At 68.1% G+C, this 5,499-nt stretch carries 5 protein-coding genes and 2 pseudogenes; 2 read left to right on the plus strand and 5 right to left on the minus strand.

Going from position 1 to position 5,499, the window contains the following annotated elements:
• The 5 genes and pseudogenes from JYK17_RS39835 to JYK17_RS39855 all read right to left on the minus strand — a co-directional run.
• Nucleotides 1–223: pseudogene (locus tag JYK17_RS39835) on the minus strand (ATP-binding protein); the annotation flags it as partial.
• Nucleotides 217–609 (minus strand): annotated as a pseudogene (locus JYK17_RS39840) (response regulator transcription factor); the annotation flags it as partial. The pseudogenes JYK17_RS39840 and JYK17_RS39835, both read right to left, overlap by 7 nt.
• Before the next feature lie 126 nt (nt 610–735).
• On the minus strand, nt 736–1,611 hold the full coding sequence (locus tag JYK17_RS39845; RefSeq protein WP_234548359.1) for an ABC transporter permease: 876 nt from the start codon (nt 1,609–1,611) through the stop codon (nt 736–738).
• The gene (locus JYK17_RS39850; RefSeq protein ID WP_222812294.1) at nt 1,608–2,522 is read right to left on the minus strand and encodes an ABC transporter ATP-binding protein; all 915 of its coding nucleotides are present in this window, start codon (nt 2,520–2,522) and stop codon (nt 1,608–1,610) included. Before JYK17_RS39850 ends, JYK17_RS39845 begins: the two co-directional genes overlap by 4 nt.
• Nucleotides 2,523–2,699: 177 nt before the next feature.
• Entirely contained in the window at nt 2,700–3,356 is a 657-nt protein-coding gene (locus tag JYK17_RS39855; RefSeq protein WP_222812295.1) for a CGNR zinc finger domain-containing protein, read from the minus strand.
• Between the two features lie 57 nt (nt 3,357–3,413).
• Between JYK17_RS39855 and JYK17_RS39860 the strand changes: the two genes are divergently transcribed.
• On the plus strand, nt 3,414–4,340 hold the full coding sequence (locus tag JYK17_RS39860) for a ketopantoate reductase family protein (RefSeq protein WP_108014160.1): 927 nt from the start codon (nt 3,414–3,416) through the stop codon (nt 4,338–4,340).
• A gap of 220 nt (nt 4,341–4,560) precedes the next feature.
• A partial coding sequence (locus JYK17_RS39865) for a DUF8094 domain-containing protein (protein WP_222812296.1) occupies nt 4,561–5,499 on the plus strand: 939 nt, incomplete at its 3' end.

Raw genomic sequence — 5,499 nt, forward strand, 5'->3', positions numbered from 1 at the left:
CGGTGTCCGCGCGGTAGAAGCGGTCGAAGACGCGGGCGGCCTGATCGTCCGTCATTCCGGGTCCCTGGTCGCTCAGTTCGAGAACCGCCTGGCCGTCCTGTGTACCCACGCCGATACGGACGGGGGTGCCGGGCGGGGTGTGCGCGATGGCGTTTCCGACGAGGTTGGACGTGACTTGGCGCAGGCGTGCCTCGTCGCCCAGGACGGGTGCCTCGCCCGGCGGCCGCTGGTGCGCCGTAGCACCGCCTGGATACGCAGGACGAGTTCCTCCAGATTGAACGGCTTGGTGACGTAGTCGTCCCCGCCCGCCCGCAGCCCGCTGATCCGGTCCTCGGCCGCATCCCGTGCGGTGAGGAACAGGATCGGCGGATGGGCGAGCCCGTGCGTCGGCTGCTCGCGCAGGCGGCGTGCGACCTCGAAGCCGTCGATGTCGGGCAGCATCACGTCCAGGACGATCAGGTCGGGGTGCCGCTCGCGCACCGCGGTCAGCGCCTGGGCGCCGGTCTCGGCCGGCACCACATGAAAACCCGCCAACTGCAGGCTTACAGACAGCAGTTCACGCAGTGTCGGCTCGTCCTCCACGAGCAGCAGGTGTTGCGTTGTCGTCATGGCATCCGTTCCGACAGGTGATCGTCCGGCCTCCAGCTCAACACATCCAGGCGCATCGAGGCACGTCCAGGCACATCCAGGCACGTCCAAGCACATCCAGGCACGTCCAAGCACATCTACGCAGAGCTAGGCGTCGCGTTTGCGGAAGACGACGAAGGCCGCCGCCATCAGCACCAGGACGCACCCGGCCATGACACCCAGCCCTGCGCCCGGACTCAGCAGCTCAGGGTCCTGGACCGCGGTGATGATCTGTCCGCCGGCGATGGGCGGCCAGTACTTCGACACCCAGTCGCCGAGCCCTCCGGGCAGCGCGGGGGCGAAGGCCTGGACGATGAGCATCACGCCGAACAGCGTCGTCACCGTGGCAGTGGTGGAGCGGATGATCGTGCCCAGTGCCAGTCCGAAGAGCCCTGCCAGCGCCAGATATACGCCACCACCAAAGATGCCGCGCAGCGCCGCACCGTCGGACAGCGCCAGGTGCGGGGCGCCCGCACCGGACAGCGCCGCCTGCCCGACGAGAAACCCGACCAGCGAGACCAGGATGCCGACCGGCAGGGCCACTCCCACGAGGACCACGGCCTTCGACGCCAGAACACGCACCCGGTGCGGCACGGACGTCAACGTGGGCACGATGGTGCGGGCACCGTACTCGGACGTGATGACAAGACCTCCCAGCAGGCCCAGCGCGATCTGCACCAGCAGATAGCCGCGCAGACTGATCGCCAGCGGATCGAAGGTGGCCTGGTCGGCGGCGGACATGTCGGCGTAGTCCGTGCCGGCGGACGAACCGTTCAGCGCGGCGAGTCCCGCGCAGAAGGCCGGCGTGCCCAGGACCACGAACAACGTCGACCGCATGGTACGGATCTTGATCCACTCCGCGTGCAGGCTGTGCCAGGGGGTGGCTCTGGCGTCTCCTGCCGGGCGCCGAGTGGGCCGTGCGCTGAGCGCACCGCGTACATCGCGTGTGCCGCGTATGCCGCGTATGCCGCGTACGTGGGTCATCGGCTCGTTTCCTCTCCGGCGTGGTACTCCACCGCGTCCTTCGTCAGATCCATGAACGCCCTCTCCAGGGAGACCTGGCGTGGGGACAGCTCGTGCAGCTCCACCCCGGCCGCCGCGGCCAGGCCTCCGATCCTGACGGTCTCCAGACCGGTCACCACGAGGGTGTCGTGGTCCTCGGCGCGCACACCGGTGGCTTCGGACAGCAGGCGGCGCAGGGCCTGGGTCTGCGGGCTGCGCACAAGGACCTCGCGCTCGGAATGCGCCTCGATGAAGTCCTTCATCGTGGTGTCGGCGATCAGCTTGCCGCGGCCGATGACGATGAGGTGGTCGGCAGTCAGCTCCATCTCGCTCATCAGATGGCTGGACATCAGCACGGCGCGCCCCTCGGCGGCCATGTTCCGCATGAGCGAGCGGATCCACACGATGCCCTCGGGGTCGAGTCCGTTGAGCGGTTCGTCGAAGACCAGGACGGGCGGTCGGCCCAGCAGCGCCGCGGCGATGCCCAGGCGCTGGCGCATACCGAGCGAGTACGTACCTGCCCGGCGCCGGGCCACCTTCTCCAGGCCGACCTCGGTCAGCGTCTCGTCCACCCGGCTGCGGGGGATCCCGTTGCCGGCGGCGAGGGCCAGCAGGTGGTGGAAGGCGGTGCGGCTGGACAGCACCGCCCCCGGGTCCAGGAGCGCGCCGACCGCCCTGAGCGGGGCGGGGTGAGCGGTGAAGGGCATCCCGCCGACGGTCGCCGTACCGGAACTCGGGGCGTCCAGCCCCAGGATCATGCGCAGGGTGGTCGACTTTCCGGCTCCGTTCGGTTCCAGGAAACCGGTTACCTCGCCGGGGCGTACGGCAAAGGTCAGATCGTCCACGGCGAGGACCTCGCCGTAGCGCTTGGTCAGTCCGCGTACCTCGATCATTGGGTCTCCACAAGCCCGGAGGGAACAGGGCACGCGACACCCGCGAGCCCGGCTTCACTCTGGGGTGGAGACGTCGACGACCTCTGGGCAAACATGTGTGCCGTATGGGAAGCGCGCGCCCGTGACCTGCGTCAATCGACGATCAAGCGGCCTGCGCCCGGGGATCTCCCATGAAACTCACATGGAGCCGGAGCCGGAGCCGGAGTTGTGCCCAGAGTCGGGGGACGGGGAGGACTTCCTACGGTGGGCTGCCGCCTTGGCCTGGTTTCCGCAGCGCTGCATGGAGCACCATTTGCGCGGCCGGCCACGGGCGGCGTCCACGTAGATCATCTGGCACACCTCGGATGCGCAGGCGCGCAGTCGCGAGCGGCGCTCGTCGTCGCACATGAGGTCGATCAGGTCCCGCGCGATGACGGACAGCAGCTCCTGTGGTGTGAGCACTTCGCTGGCCGGACTGCTACGGGGGCCGTCGGAGACCATCACCAGCTGCGGCGCCGGGGGATGGACGCGGGCGAGCCGGTTGACGAGTGCGATGGCCTGCGGGGCGGGCGCATGTCCGTCCACGGCCGAGGAGGCGATGTCGAATGCGGCCGTACGCAGCTCGTGCAGGGACGCGAGAACACCGGCCGGGTCGTACCCCTGCCCGAGGGAGACTCCCACGCCCCGGCACCATGCCTCGAGCCGGGTCGCGTCTCCCATCCGTTCGACCGGGAGGTGCGGGCGGCGGCCCACGGTCGCCACGAGATTGAGGCAGAGCGCGCCCGCGTCGAACCGGAGGTCCCGTAGTTGCTCCGTGGTCCGCCGTCGGGGTTGGTCTTGCGTCGAGACGCCCATGCAGACGATAGTAACCGTTCAAAAGGTTATTAAGAAGCTTTGAAAGGACCATGAACCGTGCGCATCGCAGTGATCGGAGCAGGCGGCGTCGGCGGATACTTCGGCGCGCGGCTGGCCGCGGCCGGGCATGACGTCACCTTTGTCGCCCGGGGGCGTCACCTGGAAGCCATACGTCGATCCGGGCTCCTGGTCCGCAGCCCGCTGGGAGACGTCCGGACGCCACCGTCCTCGGCTGTCGCCGACATCCGTGAACTGGGCCCCACCGATCTCGTCCTCGTCGCGGTCAAACTGTGGGACACCGAAGACATAGCCCGTCGGCTGCGCTCGGCCGATCTGGGCGAGCCGCACGTTCTGTCCCTGCAGAACGGGGTGCACAAGGACCTCATCCTTCGCCGTCACCTCGGGGAAGAACTCGTCCTGGGCGGCGCCTGTTTCATCTCGGCCTTCATCGAGGAACCCGGCGTCGTCGTCCACAACAACAGCCTGCAGAGGATCGTTGTCGGGCCCTACCTCGAAGCGCAGGCGGCCATGAGCGAGGCCGTCCACTCGGCATTCCGCGATGCCGCGATCGACACGGAGTTGAGCACGGACATCGAGAAGGTGGTCTGGGAGAAGTTCGTGTTCCTCGTGGGGCTGTCGGCCACAACGGCCGCTGTCCGCCGCCCCATTGGCGTCGTACGCTCCAACGACCGCACGCGCGTCCTGTTGAGCGAGGTGATGCAGGAGGCCGCCGAGGTGGCGCGTGCCTCCGGCGTGAAGCTCGACGACGCGTTCGTGCAGGCCCAGATGGACTTCTGCGACACCCTTCCCGCGACCATGACCTCCTCCATGCACAACGACCTGGAGAAGGGCAACCGCCTCGAACTGCCCTGGCTCAGCGGGGGAGTTGTGGACCTGGCCGAACAACTGGGCATCGCGGTACCGCGCAACCGAACGGTGACCGACATCCTGGCGCCCTACGCCGAGGGGACGCCGGCCGCCTGACGGGCGTGGGGTCGGTAGGGTGGCTCGGCGATCATGACGTGTGCGCTGCACGCGCTGATCGCCGAACACATTAGAGAAACGGGGATACTTTGCCATGGCCAATTCGGCCCGCACCGCTCGTAAAGTCCGCACCGCTCGTACAGCCCACACCCCTCGTCCAACCCGTTCCGCCCGCTCTGTTCACACGGTCCGTGCCGCCCGCATCGGCGTGCTCGCCGTCGTGTTGTCAGCCGCGACTTCCCTGACCGGATGTTCCGCCGATGACGACGCTTCCGCGCCCGCGGGCGCCACGGCGGCCGAGAAGCCACTGCTCACCAAAGCCGAGGCGAACAAGACGGTGGACGCCTACCAGAAGCTCAACAACGAGGCCAACGCCAAGCGTTCATCCTCCGTCATGGCGAAGGCGGAGGGCGGGGCTGTCCTTGCGATGGACCAGGCGTACTTCACGCAGATCCCAGGTCTCAAGAAGAGCGACGTCGCGCGCGACATCGCACCGTTCGCGTACGTCAACCGCACCTTCTACATCCCGCCCGCGTCCGCCAAGGCGGACTGGTTCCTGGTGCGCACGCAGGGCGCGCACATCACCGACGGCAAGCCGGGCAAGCTGATTTCGAAGAACGTCAGGTTCCTCGTCTTCAAGCACTCCGGCGACGGCTGGCGCATGGTCGTCGCCCGCGACTTCGAGGGCCCTGACGTGGAGAAGGTGCCGCGTCTCGCTCTCGACAAGTCCGGACTGATGAAGGTCGCCGACCCCAACACCAAGATCGGTAAGACGGCGCCCTCGCAGTTGCCAGGGCTGGTCGCCGACCTGTGGGTGGAGGGCGACGGCCACTCCCCGCTGGCCGACACCTCGGCACGACGCGCCGGCAGTTCCTGGTACAGCGAGCGGGAGGACGGCCTGGACGGTCACGCCTGGGTCGACTTCAAGAAGACCGCGCCTCGCGCCGGTGACGTCTTCGCCGCGAGGACTGCGGACGGCGGCGCCCTTGTCCTGTCCGACAGCGCCGTCAACGAGACCTTCCTCGCCAAGGACCTGAATTCCTACATCAGCCTCGGAGACACCGACAAACCGTTCGTCAAGCACAACCCGGACGGGCGCATGGAGAAGGTGGTCCGGCACTACGTACAGACGGAACTCGGACTCATCTCCGCAGCCGGC

Source organism: Streptomyces plumbidurans (assembly GCF_019857225.1).
In the GTDB taxonomy this organism is placed as follows: domain Bacteria; phylum Actinomycetota; class Actinomycetes; order Streptomycetales; family Streptomycetaceae; genus Streptomyces; species Streptomyces plumbidurans.